General features: G+C 64.5%; 14 protein-coding genes. 11 read left to right on the forward strand and 3 right to left on the reverse strand.

Annotation, left to right across the window (positions count from 1 at the left end; translation table 11 throughout):
* Positions 1 to 2 precede the first annotated feature (2 nt).
* From QA639_RS02095 to QA639_RS02125, 7 genes are all read left to right on the forward strand, one after another.
* Positions 3 to 479: a DUF1579 family protein gene (locus QA639_RS02095; protein ID WP_016845086.1), complete on the forward strand. Its 477-nt coding sequence runs from the start codon at positions 3 to 5 to the stop codon at positions 477 to 479.
* A 95-nt stretch (positions 480 to 574) separates the two neighbouring features.
* Positions 575 to 1,456, forward strand: coding sequence for a succinate--CoA ligase subunit alpha (gene sucD, locus QA639_RS02100; protein ID WP_028336308.1), 882 nt, complete (start codon positions 575 to 577; stop codon positions 1,454 to 1,456).
* A gap of 254 nt (positions 1,457 to 1,710) precedes the next feature.
* Positions 1,711 to 4,671: a 2-oxoglutarate dehydrogenase E1 component gene (locus QA639_RS02105; protein WP_283089064.1), complete on the forward strand. Its 2,961-nt coding sequence runs from the start codon at positions 1,711 to 1,713 to the stop codon at positions 4,669 to 4,671.
* Positions 4,672 to 4,837: 166 nt separating this feature from the next.
* Positions 4,838 to 6,082 (forward strand): 2-oxoglutarate dehydrogenase complex dihydrolipoyllysine-residue succinyltransferase, encoded by a 1,245-nt coding sequence (gene odhB, locus QA639_RS02110; RefSeq protein WP_028336310.1) that lies wholly within the window; start codon positions 4,838 to 4,840, stop codon positions 6,080 to 6,082.
* Between the two features lie 72 nt (positions 6,083 to 6,154).
* Entirely contained in the window at positions 6,155 to 6,904 is a 750-nt protein-coding gene (locus tag QA639_RS02115) for an SDR family oxidoreductase (protein WP_028336311.1), read from the forward strand.
* Between the two features lie 84 nt (positions 6,905 to 6,988).
* Positions 6,989 to 8,389, forward strand: coding sequence for a dihydrolipoyl dehydrogenase (gene lpdA, locus QA639_RS02120; protein ID WP_157347473.1), 1,401 nt, complete (start codon positions 6,989 to 6,991; stop codon positions 8,387 to 8,389).
* A gap of 40 nt (positions 8,390 to 8,429) precedes the next feature.
* Complete coding sequence (locus QA639_RS02125) at positions 8,430 to 8,969, forward strand: hypothetical protein (protein ID WP_028336313.1); 540 nt, start codon at positions 8,430 to 8,432, stop codon at positions 8,967 to 8,969.
* Between the two features lie 77 nt (positions 8,970 to 9,046).
* Here QA639_RS02125 and QA639_RS02130 read toward each other — a convergent pair whose 3' ends face one another.
* Positions 9,047 to 9,637 carry a DUF4337 domain-containing protein gene (locus tag QA639_RS02130; RefSeq protein WP_028336314.1) on the reverse strand — a complete coding sequence of 197 codons (591 nt, stop codon included), beginning with the start codon at positions 9,635 to 9,637 and terminating at the stop codon, positions 9,047 to 9,049.
* A 144-nt stretch (positions 9,638 to 9,781) separates the two neighbouring features.
* Positions 9,782 to 10,753: a tyrosine recombinase XerC gene (locus QA639_RS02135; protein WP_028336315.1), complete on the reverse strand. Its 972-nt coding sequence runs from the start codon at positions 10,751 to 10,753 to the stop codon at positions 9,782 to 9,784.
* Between the two features lie 235 nt (positions 10,754 to 10,988).
* On the opposite strand from QA639_RS02135, the gene QA639_RS02140 reads away from it, so the two are divergent.
* The gene (locus QA639_RS02140) at positions 10,989 to 13,199 is read left to right on the forward strand and encodes a primosomal protein N' (protein WP_283089065.1); all 2,211 of its coding nucleotides are present in this window, start codon (positions 10,989 to 10,991) and stop codon (positions 13,197 to 13,199) included.
* 208 nt (positions 13,200 to 13,407) lie between these two features.
* Here QA639_RS02140 and QA639_RS02145 read toward each other — a convergent pair whose 3' ends face one another.
* Positions 13,408 to 13,899, reverse strand: a complete 492-nt coding sequence (locus QA639_RS02145) for a septal ring lytic transglycosylase RlpA family protein (protein ID WP_016843825.1) — start codon at positions 13,897 to 13,899, stop codon at positions 13,408 to 13,410.
* Between the two features lie 629 nt (positions 13,900 to 14,528).
* Between QA639_RS02145 and QA639_RS02150 the strand changes: the two genes are divergently transcribed.
* The 3 genes from QA639_RS02150 (at position 14,529) to QA639_RS02160 (ending at position 17,588) form a co-directional block, all read left to right on the forward strand.
* Entirely contained in the window at positions 14,529 to 15,089 is a 561-nt protein-coding gene (locus tag QA639_RS02150; RefSeq protein ID WP_283089066.1) for a F0F1 ATP synthase subunit delta, read from the forward strand.
* Complete coding sequence (gene atpA, locus QA639_RS02155) at positions 15,089 to 16,618, forward strand: F0F1 ATP synthase subunit alpha (protein WP_283089067.1); 1,530 nt, start codon at positions 15,089 to 15,091, stop codon at positions 16,616 to 16,618. Before QA639_RS02150 ends, atpA begins: the two co-directional genes overlap by 1 nt.
* A 91-nt stretch (positions 16,619 to 16,709) precedes the next feature.
* A complete protein-coding gene (locus QA639_RS02160) occupies positions 16,710 to 17,588 on the forward strand; it encodes a F0F1 ATP synthase subunit gamma (protein ID WP_028336319.1) in 879 nt (292 codons plus the stop codon).
* Positions 17,589 to 17,596 lie beyond the last annotated feature (8 nt).

The following is a 17,596-nucleotide window of genomic DNA, read 5'->3' on the forward strand; positions in this document are numbered from 1 at the left end:
CGATGGCCGATCATCTCGACGCTCCGACACCGCTGGACGAACACCGCAAGCTCGCGGCGTTTGCGGGCGAGTGGAGCGGCGAAGAGATGGTCTATCCGTCGCGCTGGACCGCGGGCGGTCCGGCCACCTCGCATGTCGTTGCGCGCATCGCGCTCAACGGCTTCTACCTGATCCAGGACAGCGTGCAGACCCGCGACGGCAAGGAAAGCTTCGCCACCCACGGCGTGTTCACCTACGACCGCGACGACCGGGCCTACAAACTGTTCTGGCACGACTCGCTCGGCTACTACCCGCCGTCACCGGCGTCCGGTGGCTGGGCGGGCAAGTCGCTGATCCTGGTGCGCGGCTCGCTGCGCGGCAATGCCCGTCACGTCTACGAGGTCGTCGACGACAACACCTACAACATGAAAATCCAGTTCTCGCCTGACGCGGAAGGGTGGGCCGACGTGCTCACCGGCGTGTACCGGCGTATTCACTGAGCATGATCCGGAAAAGTGGTCTCCGGTTTTCCGATAAGATCATGCTCAAATCATAGAGTCCCTTCACCGATCGTCTCGCGAAAGCATCTCGAACCATGTCCATTCTGATCGACAAGAACACCAAGGTCATCTGCCAGGGCTTCACCGGCAAGAACGGCACGTTCCATTCGGAAGCGGCGATCGCTTACGGCACCAAGATGGTCGGCGGCGTGGCGCCGGGCAAAGGCGGCTCGACCCATCTCAACCTGCCGGTGTTCGACACCGTCGCCGAAGCGCGCGAGAAGACCGGCGCGGACGCCAGCGTGGTCTATGTCCCGCCGCCGGGCGCAGCCGACGCGATCTGCGAGGCGATCGATGCGGAAATCCCCCTGATCGTCTGCATCACCGAGGGCATTCCCGTGCTCGACATGGTGCGGGTGAAGCGCTCGCTCTCGGGCTCGAAGTCGCGGCTGATCGGGCCGAACTGCCCTGGCGTGATGACCGCCGGCGAATGCAAGATCGGCATCATGCCGGCCAACATCTTCAAGCCCGGCTCGGTCGGCATCGTCTCCCGCTCCGGCACCCTGACCTATGAGGCGGTGTTCCAGACCACCCAGGAGGGCCTCGGCCAGACCACCGCGGTCGGCATCGGCGGCGACCCGGTCAAGGGCACCGAGTTCATCGACATGCTGGAGATGTTCCTGGCCGACGAGAAGACCAAGTCGATCGTGATGATCGGCGAAATCGGCGGCTCCGCCGAGGAAGACGCCGCCCAGTTCCTCAAGGACGAGGCCAAGCGCGGCCGCAAGAAGCCAATGGTCGGCTTCATTGCCGGTGTCACCGCACCTCCCGGCCGCCGCATGGGCCATGCCGGCGCGATCATCTCGGGCGGCAAGGGCGACGCCGGTTCCAAGACCGCGGCAATGGAGGCCGCCGGCATCAGGGTGTCGCCGTCGCCGGCGCGCCTCGGGCAGACGCTCGCGGAGATGCTGAAGTAACCGCCGTCCGGCAAGTTCCCTTCGAGATTTGACGTGATTTGGGGCGGGTTCTCCTTGGGGAACCCGCTCTTTTATTGCGCTTTGTCGCCAGAATGCCGATCAATAAAAAATGAAAATAAATTCATTTCTTGGTTCTTTTAGGCAGGAATATCTGTCCTAGATAGGGTAAAGGGTATCAACCCAGCCGGCGCACTTCCAGACCGGCATCAGCGCCGTCTCCTACGCGCGAACCGAAAAAATCACCAGGACTGCCCATGTCTCGCCAAGACGCGAACGCCGCTTTTGCACTCTCATCATTCCTGCAGGGCACCAACGCCGCCTACATCGACGACCTCTACGCCCGCTACGAGCAGGACCCGTCGTCGGTCGACGCCGAGTGGCAGGATTTCTTCAAAAGCCTGAAGGACGCCCCGGCCGACGTCCAGAAGAACGCCGAGGGCGCCTCGTGGGGCCGCGACAACTGGCCGGTGACGCCACGCGACGAGCTGACCTCGGCGCTCGACGGCAACTGGGCCCAGGTCGAGAAGGCGGTCGGCACCAAGCTTGCGGCCAAGGCGCAGGCCAAGGGCGCCGAGCTGTCCGATGCCGACGTCCATCAGGCGACCCGGGATTCGGTTCGCGCGCTGATGCTGATCCGCGCCTACCGCATGCGCGGCCATTTCCACGCCAAGCTCGATCCGCTCGGCATCGAGGCGCCGCGCGACCGCGAGGAGCTCGATCCGCGCTCCTACGGCTTTACCGAGGCGGACTTCGATCGCAAGATCTTCCTCGACCACGTGCTCGGCCTCGAATACGGCACGCTGCGCGAGATCGTGCAGATCTGTGAACGCACCTACTGCCAGACACTTGGCGTCGAGTTCATGCATATCTCGAACGCCGCACAGAAAGCGTGGATCCAGGAGCGCATCGAGGGGCCGGACAAGGAGATCTCGTTCACGCCCGAGGGACGCCGCGCGATCCTCAACAAGCTGATCGAGGCGGACGGCTTCGAGAAGTTCTGCGACACCAAGTTCACCGGCACCAAGCGCTTCGGCCTCGACGGCGGTGAATCGCTGATCCCGGCGCTCGAGCAGATCATCAAGCGCGGCGGCAATCTCGGCGTGAAGGAAATCGTGGTCGGCATGCCGCATCGCGGCCGCCTCAACGTGCTGACCCAGGTGATGGGCAAGCCGCACCGCGCGCTGTTCCATGAGTTCAAGGGTGGTTCGGCCAACCCCGACTCGGTCGAAGGCTCGGGCGACGTCAAGTATCACCTCGGCGCCTCCTCGGACCGCGAGTTCGACGGCAACAACATCCATCTGTCGCTGACCGCAAACCCGTCGCACCTCGAGATCGTCGATCCGGTCGTGATGGGCAAGGTGCGCGCCAAGCAGGACCAGCACGGCGATCCGCCGGACATGCGCATCTCCGTGCTGCCGCTTTTGATGCATGGCGACGCGGCCTTCGCAGGCCAGGGCGTGGTGGCTGAATGCTTCAGCCTGTCCGACCTGAAGGGCTATCGTACCGGCGGCTCGCTGCATTTCATCGTCAACAACCAGATCGGCTTCACCACCTATCCGCGCTACTCGCGCTCGTCGCCCTATCCGTCCGACGTGGCGAAGATGATCGATGCGCCGATCTTCCACGTGAATGGCGACGATCCGGAGGCCGTGGTGTTCGCGGCCAAGGTCGCGATCGAGTTCCGGCAGAAATTCCACAAGCCGGTCGTCATCGACATGTTCTGCTACCGGCGCCACGGCCACAACGAGGGCGACGAGCCGGCCTTCACCCAGCCGGTGATGTACAAGAAGATCGCTTCTCACCCCTCAACGCTGGAGATCTACGCCAAGCGGCTGGTCGCCGACGGCGTGTTGACCGAGGGCGAGGTCGAGAAGGCCAAGGCCGACTGGCGCGCGCGGCTCGACGCCGAGCTCGAAGCCGGCGCCGGCTACAAGCCGAACAAGGCCGACTGGCTCGACGGTAAGTGGGCAGGCTTCAAGATCGCCGATCAGGAAGAAGACGCCCGCCGCGGCGTCACCGGCGTCGATGTCGCCGTTCTCAAGGACATCGGCCGCAAGATCACCAGGGTGCCGGACGGTTTCCGCGTCCACCGCACCATCCAGCGTTTCCTCGACAATCGCGCCAAGGCGATCGATACAGGGATTGGGATCGACTGGGCGACCGGCGAGGCGCTGGCATTCTGCTCGCTGCTGCAGGAAGGTCATCATGTGCGGCTGTCTGGTCAGGATTCCGAGCGCGGGACCTTCTCGCAGCGCCACTCCGTCCTGATCGACCAGGAGGACGAGAGCCGCTACACGCCGTTCAATCATCTCGGCGGCGAAGACACCGGCCACTACGAGGTCATCAACTCGCTGCTGTCGGAAGAGGCGGTGCTTGGCTTCGAATACGGCTACTCGCTGGCTGAGCCGAACGCGCTGGCGCTCTGGGAAGCGCAGTTCGGCGACTTCGCCAACGGCGCGCAGGTGGTGTTCGACCAGTTCATCTCCTCGGGCGAACGCAAGTGGCTGCGCATGTCGGGCCTCGTCTGCCTGCTGCCGCACGGCTACGAAGGGCAGGGACCGGAGCATTCCTCCGCGCGCCTCGAGCGTTATCTGCAGATGTGCGCCGAAGACAACATGCAGGTGGTCAATCCGACCACGCCGGCGAACTACTTCCACGTGCTGCGGCGCCAGCTGCATCGCGAGATCCGCAAACCGCTGATCCTGATGACGCCGAAGTCGCTGCTGCGCCACAAGCGCGCGGTGTCGCAGCTCGAGGAGCTCGGCAAGAACGCTACGTTCCACCGCATTCTGTACGATGACGCGCAGATGCTGCCGGACGAGAAGATCAAGCTGAAGCCGGACGACAAGATTCGTCGTGTCGTGCTGTGCTCCGGCAAGGTCTATTACGATCTCTACGAGGGGCGCGAGAAGCGCGACATCGACGACATCTATCTGATGCGCGTCGAGCAGCTCTATCCGGTGCCGCTGAAGGCGCTGGTGCAGGAGCTCGGCCGCTTCAAGGGTGCCGAGGTGGTCTGGTGCCAGGAAGAACCGCGCAACATGGGCTCCTGGCATTTCATCGAGCCCTATCTGGAATGGGTGCTCAACCAGATCCACGCACCCAACAAGCGTCCGCGCTATGCGGGCCGTCCGGCATCGGCGGCAACCGCTACCGGCTTGATGTCGAAACATCTGGCGCAGCTCAAGGCGCTGCTCGACGACGCACTGAACTAACGACTTTCATTGAAGCATGCCCCGCGAATGCGGGGCATCCGGTATCCCGCGTCATCCAGCAGAAGTGCTGTCGTCACGGAGTACCGGATCGCTCGCTTTGCGGGCGGTGGCGGACAAGTTTCACGACCGCAAATTTTGCGACCGCAGGGTTATCGAGGAAAAGACCATGACTGAAATTCGCGTTCCAACGCTCGGCGAATCCGTGACCGAGGCCACGATCGGCCGCTGGTTCAAGAAGGCCGGTGAAGCCGTCGCGGTGGACGAGCCGTTGGTGGAGCTGGAGACCGACAAGGTCACCATCGAGGTGCCCGCGCCGGTCGCCGGCACGCTCGGCGAGATCATCGCCAATGACGGCGAGACGGTTGCCGTCGGCGCGCTGCTCGGACAGATCAATGACGGCGCCGCCCCGGCCGCCAAGCCGGCTGCTGCAGCTCCCGCCAAGGTGGCCGCACCGGCTGCCGCGGCTTCTGCCGCCCCGGCCCCGGCCGCGCCGAAGGCGCCGCCGGCGGATGCGCCGCTGGCACCCTCGGTCCGCAAGCTGTCCGCTGAAAGCGGCATCGATGCGTCCACCGTTCCCGGCTCGGGCAAGGACGGCCGCGTGACCAAGGGCGACATGCTGGCCGCGATCGAGAAGGCCGCCTCGGCGCCGACCCCGGTCAACCAGCCGGCCGCCGCCGTGCAGGTTCGTGCGCCGTCGCCGGCGGACGACGCCGCGCGCGAGGAGCGCGTGAAGATGACCCGGCTGCGCCAGACCATCGCGCGCCGCCTCAAGGACGTGCAGAACACCGCCGCGATGCTGACCACCTTCAACGAGGTCGACATGACCGAGGTGATGAAGCTGCGCGCCCTCTACAAGGACACGTTCGAGAAGAAGCACGGCTCGAAGCTCGGCTTCATGGGCTTCTTCACCAAGGCGGTCGTGCAGGGGCTGAAGGACATCCCGGCGGTCAACGCCGAAATCGACGGCTCTGACCTGATCTACAAGAACTACTATCACATCGGCGTTGCGGTCGGCACCGACCGCGGCCTCGTGGTGCCTGTGGTGCGCGACTGCGACCACAAGTCGATCGCCGAGATCGAGAAGTCGATCGCCGACTACGGCCGCCGCGCCCGCGACGGCCAGCTCAAGATCGACGAGATGCAGGGCGGCACCTTCACCATCACCAATGGTGGCATCTACGGCTCGCTGATGTCGACGCCGATCCTGAATGCGCCGCAGTCCGGCATCCTCGGCATGCACAAGATCCAGGAGCGGCCGATGGTCGTCGGCGGCAAGATCGAGGTGCGCCCGATGATGTATCTGGCTCTGTCCTATGATCACCGTGTCATCGACGGCAAGGAAGCGGTTACCTTCCTGGTGCGTGTGAAGGAGAGCCTGGAGGATCCGGCCCGCCTGGTGCTGGACCTCTGAGATCGTATCGCGCGCGGCGCCCGATCGGCTCGGGCGCCGCGATCTGTTGGGTGCTCACATTTGGGGATCAAAGTGACGGATAAGGTCGTTGTCATCACCGGCGGCAGCCGCGGCATCGGCCGCGCCACCGCGCTTGCTGCCGCCGCACGCGGCTATCGCATCGTTGTCGGCTATGCATCCAACAAGACCGCGGCGGACGAGGTCGTCGCCGCGATCGAGGCCAGGAACGGCAAGGCGATCGCGGTGAAATGCGATGTCGGCAGCGAGCAGGACATCCTGGCGCTGTTCAAGGCGGCCGACGGCTTCGGCACGCTCGGCGCGCTCGTCAACAATGCCGGCATCGTCGGCAAGAGCGGCGTGCGTGTCGACGAGATGTCGGCCGAGCGTATCCAGCAGATGATGGCGGTGAATGTCACCGGCAGCATCCTGTGCGCGCGCGAGGCGGTGAAGCGCATGTCGACCAAGCACGGCGGCAAGGGCGGCGTCATCGTCAATCTTTCCTCCGTTGCGGCGAAGCTCGGTGCGCCCAACACCTATGTCGACTATGCCGCTTCCAAGGGCGCGATCGATTCCTTCACGATCGGCCTCGGCTACGAAGTCGCGAATGAGGGCATCCGCGTTGCCGGCATCCGGCCCGGCCTGATCGACACCGACATCCACGCCGCGGGCGGCGAGCCCGATCGTGCGCACCGGCTTGCCCACATGGTGCCGATGAAGCGTGTCGGCACGGCCGATGAAATCGCCAACGCCATCGTCTGGCTGATCTCGGACGAGGCTTCCTATGTCACCAGCGCGATCCTCGACGTGTCGGGCGGTCGCTAGCACACGATCAAGGGCGGGCGGCGGTCTGCCGACACGATCGCGCCCGCGTAATTGTCACAGAGCTTAGCTACAGGACGTTCTATCATGGCTTCTTACGATCTCGTCGTCATCGGCACCGGCCCGGGCGGATATGTCTGCGCGATCCGCGCGGCGCAACTCGGCATGAAGGTCGCCGTCGTCGAGAAGAACGCGACGCTGGGCGGCACTTGCCTCAACATCGGCTGCATGCCGTCGAAAGCGCTGCTGCACGCCTCCGAGATGTTCGAGGAAGCCGGGCACGCCTTTGCCAAGATGGGCGTCAGTGTCCCGGCGCCGAAGCTCGATCTGCCCGCGATGATGAACTTCAAGCAGCAGGGCATCGACGGCAACGTCAAGGGCGTCGAATTCTTGATGAAGAAGAACAAGATCGACGTGCTCAAGGGCACCGGCAAGATCCTCGGCGCCGGCAAGGTCGAGGTCTCCGGCGACGGCAAGTCCGAGACCGTCGAGACCAGGAACATCGTGATCGCCACCGGCTCCGATATCGCCCGCCTGAAAGGTATCGACATCGACGAGAAGCGCATCGTGTCCTCGACCGGCGCGCTGTCGCTGGAGAAGGTGCCGGAGAAATTGTTGATCATCGGCGCGGGGGTGATCGGGCTCGAGCTTGGCTCGGTCTGGCGGCGTCTCGGTGCGGACGTCATGGTCGTGGAATTCCTCGACCGCATCCTGCCCGGCATGGACGGCGAGGTGGCAAAGCAATTTCAGCGCATGCTCGAGAAGCAGGGCTTCGTCTTCAAGCTCGGCGCCAAGGTCACCGCGGTCGATAGCTCCGGCAAGACGCTGCAGGCCAAGGTCGAGCCCGCCGCGGGCGGTGCTGCGGAAACCATCGAAGCCGACGTCGTGCTCGTCTGCATCGGCCGGGTGCCCTACACCGAGGGGCTCGGGCTGAAGGAGGCCGGCGTTGCGCTCGACAATCGCGGCCGCGTCGAGATCGACGCGCACTTCTCGACCAACGTGAAGGGTATCTATGCGATCGGCGACGTCGTGGCCGGGCCGATGCTCGCGCACAAGGCGGAAGACGAAGGCGTTGCCTGCGCGGAGATCATCGCGGGCCAGTCCGGCCACGTGAACTACGACGTCATTCCAGGTGTTGTGTATACCACGCCGGAAGTGTCGTCGGTCGGCAAGACCGAGGAAGAACTCAAGCAGGCCGGGGTCGCGTACACCGTTGGCAAATTCCCCTTCACGGCGAACGGCCGGTCCAAGGTCAATCAGACCACCGACGGCTTCGTGAAAATTCTCGCAGATGCGAAGACGGATCGGGTGCTTGGCGTCCACATTGTCGGCCGCGAAGCCGGCGAAATGATCCACGAAGCCTGCGTTCTGATGGAATTCGGCGGATCGGCCGAGGATCTGGCACGCACCTGCCACGCGCACCCGACCCGTTCGGAGGCGATCAAGGAAGCCGCGCTTGCGGTGGGCAAGCGCGCCATCCATATGTGATGATCGAAAGTCCGGCGTAGGCCGGGTCGAGATCATAGCGATGCTGCGCCGCCTGCTTCAGCCGTTCTGGGTCCTGCTTGCGATCGTCTTCCTGGTCGAGGCCTGGCTATGGGACCATCTCGAGCCGATCGTGGCGCGGGTGGTGGCGTGGATTCCGCTCCGCGCGCTCAAGCAGTGGCTTGCCGACCGGGTCGATTCGCTGTCGCCGGCGATGACGCTGATTGTCTTCGTCGTGCCGGTGATCCCGCTGTTTCCGCTCAAGTTGATCGGGCTCTGGCTGCTGGCGAACCAATACTGGTTCAGTGCGGTCTCGCTGATCCTGTTCGCCAAGTTCGTCGGCGTTGGCGTGACGGCCTTCCTGTTCGACGTGACGCGGCCGAAACTGCTGGAGATGCCCTGGTTCGAGGCGCTCTATAATTTCGTGATGGCGCTGCGGGCCAAGGCCACGGCGCTGGTCGAGCCGATCAAGCGGCGCATTCGCGAGATGATCAGCGGCGACGGCGAGGGCTGGGCGGCGCGCACGCTGCGCGTGATCGCGCGCTTCCGCAAAAGCGTGCATCAGACCAGCAAGCCTCTCTAAGCAGGACTCTCCGTTCCGTCATCCTTCGGGGCACGCTCCGCTCGCGCCTCAGGATGATGGAGCAAAAGCCTTGCGTCTCAATGCAGATGCAGCAAGTGCGGCTGGAACAAGCCGAGCGCCGTCATCACGATGCCGGCGAGCGTCACCAGGCCGGAGACCCAGGCCAACGCGATGATGCCCGTGATGATGGTCGCCGATGCCAGCACGATGGCGATCTGGAAGGCGGCGGAGGCAAGCTCGAAATGATGATATTTCGCGGTGGCCTCGTCGCGCTCATGCTCGGCGTGCTTGGCGCGTTCGGAGAGCTGCTCCGAACCCTCGCCGGTTTCCGGCTCCGAGCGATAGCGCGCCGCGGTCTTCTGCCAATCGTCGATCTGCTTCTGCAGCGCGGCCCTTGCCGCCTCGTCGGTGGTGGTCGCGAGGTTCAGCTTGCCCTGTTCGGCCGCGGTCTGCACCGCGGTCCGGCGGATGCTCTTGGCCTGGAAGAAGGCCCACAGGTTGGAGGCCTCGACATTCTTGCTGATCGATTCGGTCTGGGCGCCCTTGCCGAGCGTTTCCGACAGCGCCAGGCACAGGGCGATCACGGCGATCAGGAGCGCGATCTTCTTGTTCTCGCCCGACGCATGCTCGGCATGCTCCGCGTGCTCCATACTTTCATGTGCGCTCATGATTCCCCTCCGGATGAAACCGCGTCACGATTGCCGAATGCGGTGCACAAGGCAAGGGCCGAACGGTTTTGGGTAACCGTCTGAAGATGAACGGCGCATGACGGCGGGCCAAAGCCCGCGCTTTATTTTTTCCGAACCGAACGTTCAACCTCGGGGATGCGCGGAGCGATAGACTTCGAGCAGGCGCTCGCTGTCGATGCCGGTGTAGATCTGCGTGGTCGACAGCGATGCGTGGCCGAGCAATTCCTGGATCGCGCGCAGATCGCCGCCGCGGCTCAGCAAATGCGTGGCGAAGGAATGCCGCAGCGCATGCGGCGTTGCGCTGTCGGGCAGGCCGAGCGCGCCGCGCAGCCGTTCCATGGTGAGCTGGATGATGCGCGGGCTCAAGGGACCGCCGCGCGCGCCGACGAACATCGGCCCCGCGGGGCTGAGTTGATGCGGGCAGATCGCGGCATAGTCCGCGATCAATTGCAGCACGTTCTGCAGCACGGGCACCATGCGGGTCTTGTTGCCCTTGCCGGTCACCACGAGCACGTCGCCCTCGCCGGGCTTCGGCACGTCGCGGCGCTTCAGCCCCAGCGCCTCGGAGATGCGCAGGCCCGAACCATAGAGCAGCGCCATGACGGCGGCGTCACGTACCAGGATCCAGGTCTCGCGGGTTTCGTCCGCGCGCTCGTCGGCGTCGGCGAAGCGTTTCGCTGCTTCCATGTGAATTGGCTTCGGCAGGCTCTTCGCCACCTTGGGCGCGCGGATCGCCGAGAGCGCGCCGACCTTGCCCTTGCCCTCGCGTTCCAGGAAACGTCCGAACGAGCGCAGGCCCGCCAGCGCCCGCATCAGCGATCGCCCGCCGATCTCCTCTGTCCGGCGCATCGCCATGAAGGCGCGCACGTCGCTCGCCTCGAGCGCGGAAAATGCCTTGAGCGTCACCCGCGCGCCCCAGTGTCCGGCCAGGAAGGCGAGGCATTGGCGCACGTCCCGGGCATAGGCCTCGAGCGTCTTCGGCGACAGCCGCCGCTCGGCACGCAGATGCGACAGCCAGCGCGTCATCTCCTGCGTGACGGATGCGTCGGCGCAGTCGAGCTCGAGCGGCTGGATGGGCTGATCGGTTCGGGCCATGTCCGTGTCTTAAGTCCGTGTCTTAAGGGCTATTGGCGCTGCTCATCTCCTGATTATATCGCACTGCCTTCGTTTACCGTTCGCTAAGAGAGCGAAGCGGTGGGAGAGCGTTTTCGAGCGAAGTGGACGCCGGTTCGCGTGAAGAAAACGCGTCAAAACAAGAAGCTGGAGATTTGGTTCTGATTCAATCAGAAACCAAATCTCTAGCCCGCTCGGATTCAGGGTTTCTGCTTCAATGGACCATACCACGCGCCCCGGCCCAGCCTCTGCATCGACGACTCGTGTCGTCGACGTGCTGGTGCCTGTCGCGCTGAACCAGACCTATTCCTACCGCGTTCCGCGCGGCATGGAGCTTGCTCCGGGCGACGTGATCGGCGTTCCGCTGGGGCCGCGCGAGGTGGTCGCGGTGGTGTGGGCGGAAAATGCCAATCCGGATCCGCGGCTGCACAACCGGCTCAAGGACGTCAGCGAGAAGCTCGATGTTCCGCCGCTGAAGCCGGAGCTGCGCCAGCTGGTCGACTGGGTCTCCAATTACACCCTGTCGGCACGCGGCATGGTGCTGCGGATGACGCTGCGGATGGGCGAAAATCTCGGGCCGGAGCGGATGCGGCTCGGCGTGCGGCTGGTCGGCGAGCCGCCGCGGCGCCTGACGCCGGCGCGCCAGCGGGTGATCGAGGTGCTGTCGGACCGCTTGCTGCACGGCAAGTCGGAGGCGGCGCGGGAGGCCGGCGTCAGTTCCGGCGTGATCGACGGCCTGGTTGACGAAGGCACCCTCAAGGTCGAGGCGATGCCGCCGCCGGCACCGCCGCCCGTTCCGGATCCCTCCTATGCGCAGCCGGATTTTTCGCGCGAGCAGCGCAGCGCCGTCGACGTGATGCGGACGCTGGCTGCGAGCGGCAGCTTTCACGTCGCACTGCTCGACGGCGTCACCGGTTCGGGCAAGACCGAAGTCTATTTCGAGGCGATCGCCGAGAATATCAGGCGCGGCAAGCAGACGCTGATCCTGATGCCGGAGATCGCGCTGACCGGCCAGTTCCTGGACCGTTTCGCGCAGCGCTTCGGCGTGCGGCCGCTGGAATGGCATTCGGAGCTGACGCCGCGCACGCGCGCGCGGAACTGGGCCGCGATCTCCGAGGGCAAGGCGCCGGTCGTGGTCGGCGCCCGCTCCGCGCTGTTCCTGCCCTATGCCGATCTCGGCCTCATCATTGTCGATGAGGAGCACGACCAGGCCTACAAGCAGGACGATGGCGCGCATTATCACGCGCGCGACATGGCGGTGGTCCGCGCCCATATCGCGAAGATCCCGATCGTGCTGGCATCGGCGACGCCGTCGGTCGAGAGCGAGGTCAATGCGCGCAAGGGGCGCTACCAGCGCGTGGCTCTGCCGTCGCGGTTCGGCGGCCAGCACATGCCGCATATCGAGGCGATCGACATGCGCCGCGCGCCGCCGCCGCGCGGCCGCTTCATTTCGCCGGTTCTGGCCGGGCAAATCCGCCATGCGATCGAGCGCCGCGAGCAGGCGCTGCTGTTCCTCAACCGCCGCGGCTATGCACCGCTGACGCTGTGCCGCGCCTGCGGCCACCGCTTCGCCTGCACGATCTGCGATGCATGGCTGGTCGATCACCGGTTCCGTCAGCGGCTGGTCTGTCATCATTGCGGCTTCTCGATGCCACGCCCGAATATCTGCCCGCATTGCGCGGCCGAGGAATCGCTGGTCGCGGTTGGGCCCGGCGTCGAGCGCCTGCAGGAGGAAGCCGCCCACATCTTCCCCGAGGCCCGGACGATGGTGCTGTCGAGCGATCTCATCACCTCGATCGAGACCATGCGCACCGAGCTCAACGAGATCGCCGAGGGCCGCGTCGACATCATTATCGGCACCCAGCTGGTGGCGAAGGGCCACAACTTCCCGCGGCTCAATCTGGTCGGCGTCATCGACGCCGATCTCGGCTTGAGCAATGGCGATCCGCGCGCCGCCGAGCGGACGTTCCAGCTGCTGAACCAGGTGGTCGGCCGCGCCGGCCGCGAGCAGGGCCGCGGCGTCGGCTTTCTGCAGACCCACCAGCCGGAGCATCCGGTGATCAAGGCCCTGATCGCCAATGACCGCGAGGCGTTCTATGCCAGCGAGATCGAGATTCGCGAGCGCACCGGCTATCCACCGTTCGGCCGGCTGGCGAGCCTGATCGTCTCCGCCGGCGACCGTCCGACCGCGGAAGGCTTTGCCCGCAAGCTCGCCGCAGTGGCGCCGCTCGACGAGCGGATCCAGGTGCTCGGCCCCGCTGAGGCGCCGCTCGCCGTCATCAAGGGCCGCTACCGCTTCCGCCTGCTGGTGAAGTCGCTGCGCAATGTCGACCTGCCGCAATATCTGCGCGAGTGGCTCGATGCAGGTCCCAAGACCAAGGGCAATCTGAAGCTCGAGGTCGACGTCGATCCGCAGAGCTTCCTGTAGAGCATGATCCGGAAAAGTGTGTAGCGGTTTTCCGGCAAGATCATGCTCAAGACAAAGAAGTAGAGCGGGATGACGGATAGAAGAGTAGTCATCGCGCTCTACTGAGCCCGCAAAAGCAAAAGCCTGCCGTCATTTGCGACGGCAGGCCTTTTTTGGGCGCGAAGCAGGCCTCGCGGCCGTTACGCAACGCAACGCTTACTGAAGGCGCTTACGAGACGACCTCGGCGGTGACGCGGCCGACGCCGGCACCGGTCAGGCCAATGGCGCGGGCTGCGCCGGTGGAGAGGTCGAGCACGCGGCCGCGGATGAACGGGCCGCGATCGTTGATGGTGACGACGACGCTGCGGCCGCCATGGGTGACGCGGAGCTTGGTGCCGAACGGCAGCGAGCGGTGGGCGGCGGTCATGGCGTTCTGGTTGAAGCGCTGGCCGGAAGCGGTGCGGCTGCCCGACTCATTGCCGTAAAAGGAGGCCATCCCAGAGAACGAGTGGCCGCCGGACGGCTGGATCGATGCATTGGCGTCGCGCCAGGACGAGCCTTCGGCGCGGGCGTGGTGATGATGGTGGTGGCGATGATGGTGGTGCCGGGACTTTGCGGACGCCTCGGTCACGCTGCCCCCGACCAGAATAGTTGCGGCTACAAACGCAAGCGCCGTACGCGAGCGGGTTACGTTGCCCGCCGCCTTCTTGATATTCAGCATTGATAAGACCCTCAGACAGTATTGCCGCTAACGCGGCAAGTGGAACCCCCGTCCCTTCGTTGACCAAGGCCGTTTGGTTTCCCAATGAGGCACGAATTGGGCAGTAAATCCCGATTGTCTCGTGCTGAAATATCTTGTTACCGACTCGGGGTAGTCGATCGAGGTTCCGTAATCTTGCTATTTAACCAATTTTTAACAACAAATATACTTACCAATACTGATTATCGAGGCTACAGTAAGTTTTCGGTAAGTAATCGCCAAATGAAACCGAAGCTCGTCCGGAGTTCCCTGCGCGCTCGGCCATAGGCCTATGCAAATTTCGATGGAACAAAATCGCGGCGGCGCGAATCGGGTCCGGCGCGCCGGATTTCCGCGCGCCAAATTTTCCGGTTTGACCGCCGGTCGCGATCGGCAAAAAGCGCATGCGACAAGGCGGCACTCACGATGCCGTCATGTTGCACCTGCGCGATTGCTATGTTAGCAAAGCCGCGATTTTAACGGTCCCGGCGCGTCCTGTGCCGGTCGAAAATCGAAGTCCCGCTTGAATTCCAAGGGCTTGGATCGCTAGGCGCTGCTTTGGTGGCGACGGTTTTTCCCTTGCGAATTTGACAGCAAAAAAGAGCGAGCTCGTGGCTGCTGAAGATCCGTCCGTTTCGGGAGTGTCCGGTCGTTACGCAACGGCCCTGTTCGAGTTGGCGCGCGACGAGCAATCCGTCGATCAAGTCCGGGCCGACCTCGACAAGTTCGAAGCCATGCTCAACGAGAGCGCCGATCTCAAGCGCCTCGTCCGCAGTCCGGTGTTCGCCGCGGACACCCAGCTGAAGGCGCTGACCGCGGTGCTCGACAAGGCCGGCATCGCCGGCACGTCGGCCAAGTTCCTCAAGGTGCTCACCGCCAATCGCCGGCTGTTCGCCGTTACCGATGTGATCCGTGCCTATCGCGCGCTGGTGGCGAAGTTCAAGGGCGAGGCGACTGCGGAAGTCACCGTCGCCGAGCAGCTCAGTGACAAGAATCTCGACGCGCTGAAGGCCGCACTGAAATCAGTGACGGGCAAGGACGTCGCGCTCAACGTGAAGGTCGATCCCTCCATTATTGGTGGCCTGGTGGTCAAGCTCGGCAGCCGCATGGTGGATAGTTCGCTTCGCACCAAACTCAATTCGATCAAGAACGCGATGAAAGAGGCAGGCTGATGGACATCCGCGCCGCAGAAATTTCTGCGATCCTCAAGGACCAGATCAAGAATTTCGGCCAGGAAGCCGAGGTCACCGAAGTTGGCCAGGTGCTGTCGGTCGGTGACGGTATCGCCCGCGTCTACGGTCTCGACAACGTTCAGGCCGGTGAAATGGTCGAGTTCGAGAACGGCACGCGCGGCATGGCGCTCAACCTCGAAACCGACAACGTCGGTATCGTGATTTTCGGCGCCGACCGCGAGATCAAGGAAGGCCAGACCGTCAAGCGTACCCGCGCGATCGTGGACGCGCCGGTCGGCAAGGGCCTGCTCGGCCGCGTCGTCGACGCGCTCGGCAACCCGATCGACGGCAAGGGCCCGATCCAGGCCACCGAACGCAAGCGCGTCGACGTCAAGGCGCCCGGCATCATTCCGCGCAAGTCGGTGAACGAGCCGATGGCGACCGGCCTCAAGGCGATCGATGCGCTGATCCCGATCGGCCGCGGCCAGCGCGAGCTGATCATCGGCGACCGTCAGACCGGCAAGACCGCGATCGCGCTCGACACCATCCTGAACCAGAAGCCGCTCAACGCCCAGCCGGACGAGACCCAGAAGCTGTACTGCGTCTACGTCGCGGTCGGCCAGAAGCGCTCCACGGTCGCGCAGTTCGTCAAGGTGCTCGAAGAGCAGGGTGCACTGGAATACTCGATCGTCGTTGCGGCGACCGCGTCCGATCCGGCTCCGATGCAGTACATCGCGCCGTTCACCGGCTGCACGATGGGCGAATACTTCCGCGACAACGGCATGCACGCCGTGATCATCTATGACGACCTCTCCAAGCAGGCCGTCGCCTACCGCCAGATGTCGCTGCTGCTGCGCCGTCCGCCGGGCCGCGAAGCCTATCCGGGCGACGTGTTCTATCTGCACTCCCGTCTGCTCGAGCGTGCCGCCAAGCTGGGCAAGGACCATGGTTTGGGCTCGCTGACGGCGCTGCCGGTCATCGAAACCCAGGCCAACGACGTGTCGGCCTACATCCCGACCAACGTGATTTCGATCACCGACGGTCAGATCTTCCTGGAAACCGACCTGTTCTTCCAGGGCATCCGCCCCGCGGTGAACGTCGGTCTGTCGGTGTCGCGCGTCGGTTCGTCGGCGCAGACCAAGGCCACCAAGAAGGTCGCCGGCAAGATCAAGGGCGAGCTCGCGCAATACCGCGAAATGGCGGCGTTCGCGCAGTTCGGCTCCGACCTCGACGCCTCGACCCAGCGCCTGCTCAACCGCGGCGCGCGCCTGACCGAGCTCCTGAAGCAGCCCCAGTTCTCGCCGCTGAAGATGGAAGAGCAGGTCTGCGTGATCTGGGCCGGCACCAACGGCTATCTCGATCCGCTGCCGCTCAACAAGGTGAAGGCGTTCGAGGACGGCCTGCTGTCGCTGCTGCGCGGCAAGAACGCCGATATCCTCGAGGCGATCCGCACCAGCCGCGATCTCTCCGACGACACCGCTGCCAAGCTGAAGGCGGTGGTCGAAGGTTTCGCCAAGACGTTTGCATAACGAATGGGGCGTCGCCCGGCTCGCCGCCGGGCGTGACGAACGGAGGCTTGCGATCTGACCATTGTGGTCGGATCGCCGGGGTGAACGAAGAATGGCGTCACTAAAAGACATGCGGGTCCGCATCGCCTCGACCAAGGCGACGCAGAAGATCACCAAGGCCATGCAGATGGTCGCAGCCTCGAAGCTGCGCCGTGCGCAGAACGCCGCCGAAGCGGCGCGGCCCTATGCCACCAAGATGGACGCGGTGATTTCCAACATCGCCGCCGCGGCCAACGGCACGCCCGGCGCGCCGGCGCTGCTTGCGGGCACCGGCAAGGACCAGGTGCACCTGCTTTTGGTCTGCACCGGCGAGCGCGGCCTGTCCGGCGCGTTCAACTCCTCGATCGTGCGCCTGGCGCGCGAGCGGGCGCAGTCGCTGCTCGCGCAGGGCAAGGACGTCAAGTTCTTCTGCGTCGGCCGCAAGGGCTACGAGCAGCTGCGCCGGACCTTCGAGAGCCGCATCGTCGAGCATCTCGATCTGCGTGCGGTGCGTCAGCTCGGCTTCGTTAATGCCGAGGACATTGCCCAGAAGGTGCTGGCGCGATTCGAGGCCGGCGAATTCGACGTCTGTACGCTGTTCTATTCGCGCTTCCAGTCGGTGATCGCGCAGATCCCGACCGCGCAGCAGATCATCCCGCTGGAGGTGGCTGCACCCGCGGCCAATGCGGCTCCCTCGACCTCCTACGAATATGAGCCCGAGGAAGACCAGATCCTTGGCAGCCTGTTGCCGCGCAACCTCGCGGTGCAGATCTTCCGCGCGCTGCTGGAGAACAACGCCTCGTTCTACGGCGCCCAGATGAGCGCGATGGACAGCGCGACGCGCAACGCAGGCGAAATGATCCGCAAGCAAACCCTGACTTACAACCGGACCCGCCAGGCCCAGATCACGAAGGAGCTGATTGAAATCATCTCCGGTGCTGAGGCGGTCTAAGGCAGATT

This window comes from Bradyrhizobium pachyrhizi (genome assembly GCF_029714545.1).
GTDB lineage: Bacteria > Pseudomonadota > Alphaproteobacteria > Rhizobiales > Xanthobacteraceae > Bradyrhizobium > Bradyrhizobium pachyrhizi.

Coding starts and splice junctions, on each gene's coding strand:
- QA639_RS02095 (WP_016845086.1), top strand. CDS start 3: ATGGCCGATCATCTCGACGCTCCGACACCGCTGGACGAACACCGCAAG.
- sucD (WP_028336308.1), top strand. CDS start 575: ATGTCCATTCTGATCGACAAGAACACCAAGGTCATCTGCCAGGGCTTC.
- QA639_RS02105 (WP_283089064.1), top strand. CDS start 1,711: ATGTCTCGCCAAGACGCGAACGCCGCTTTTGCACTCTCATCATTCCTG.
- odhB (WP_028336310.1), top strand. CDS start 4,838: ATGACTGAAATTCGCGTTCCAACGCTCGGCGAATCCGTGACCGAGGCC.
- lpdA (WP_157347473.1), top strand. CDS start 6,989: ATGGCTTCTTACGATCTCGTCGTCATCGGCACCGGCCCGGGCGGATAT.
- QA639_RS02125 (WP_028336313.1), top strand. CDS start 8,430: ATGCTGCGCCGCCTGCTTCAGCCGTTCTGGGTCCTGCTTGCGATCGTC.
- QA639_RS02130 (WP_028336314.1), bottom strand. CDS start 9,637: ATGAGCGCACATGAAAGTATGGAGCACGCGGAGCATGCCGAGCATGCG.
- QA639_RS02135 (WP_028336315.1), bottom strand. CDS start 10,753: ATGGCCCGAACCGATCAGCCCATCCAGCCGCTCGAGCTCGACTGCGCC.
- QA639_RS02140 (WP_283089065.1), top strand. CDS start 10,989: ATGGACCATACCACGCGCCCCGGCCCAGCCTCTGCATCGACGACTCGT.
- QA639_RS02145 (WP_016843825.1), bottom strand. CDS start 13,899: ATGCTGAATATCAAGAAGGCGGCGGGCAACGTAACCCGCTCGCGTACG.
- atpA (WP_283089067.1), top strand. CDS start 15,089: ATGGACATCCGCGCCGCAGAAATTTCTGCGATCCTCAAGGACCAGATC.
- QA639_RS02160 (WP_028336319.1), top strand. CDS start 16,710: ATGGCGTCACTAAAAGACATGCGGGTCCGCATCGCCTCGACCAAGGCG.